Origin of the sequence: Dietzia sp. B44 (assembly GCF_014145245.1) — a bacterium.
Classification (GTDB): domain Bacteria; phylum Actinomycetota; class Actinomycetes; order Mycobacteriales; family Mycobacteriaceae; genus Dietzia; species Dietzia natronolimnaea.
The window spans coordinates 1-214 of sequence record NZ_JAALEF010000498.1; the positions used below are offsets into that span (position 1 = coordinate 1).

General features: G+C 75.7%; 1 pseudogene. It reads left to right on the top strand.

The features are described from left to right. Window positions 1-214: pseudogene (locus G6017_RS14850) on the top strand (DivIVA domain-containing protein); the annotation flags it as partial.

Consider the following 214-nt stretch of genomic DNA (forward strand, 5'->3'; position numbering starts at 1 on the left):
CCGCCGCGCCCCCAGCGCCGACGCCGGCCCCGGCCGCGGCCACCCCGTCGCTCGCGAAGAGCGAGGACAGCGGTGCCGCCAACTCCGACACGCATCTGCGTGCGGCCCGCGTTCTCGCGATGGCGCAGGAGATGGCGGACCGGCTGACCGGGGAGGCCAAGAAGGAGTCCGACGGGCTCATGGCCAAGGCGCGCGGCGAGTCCGATCGGCTGGA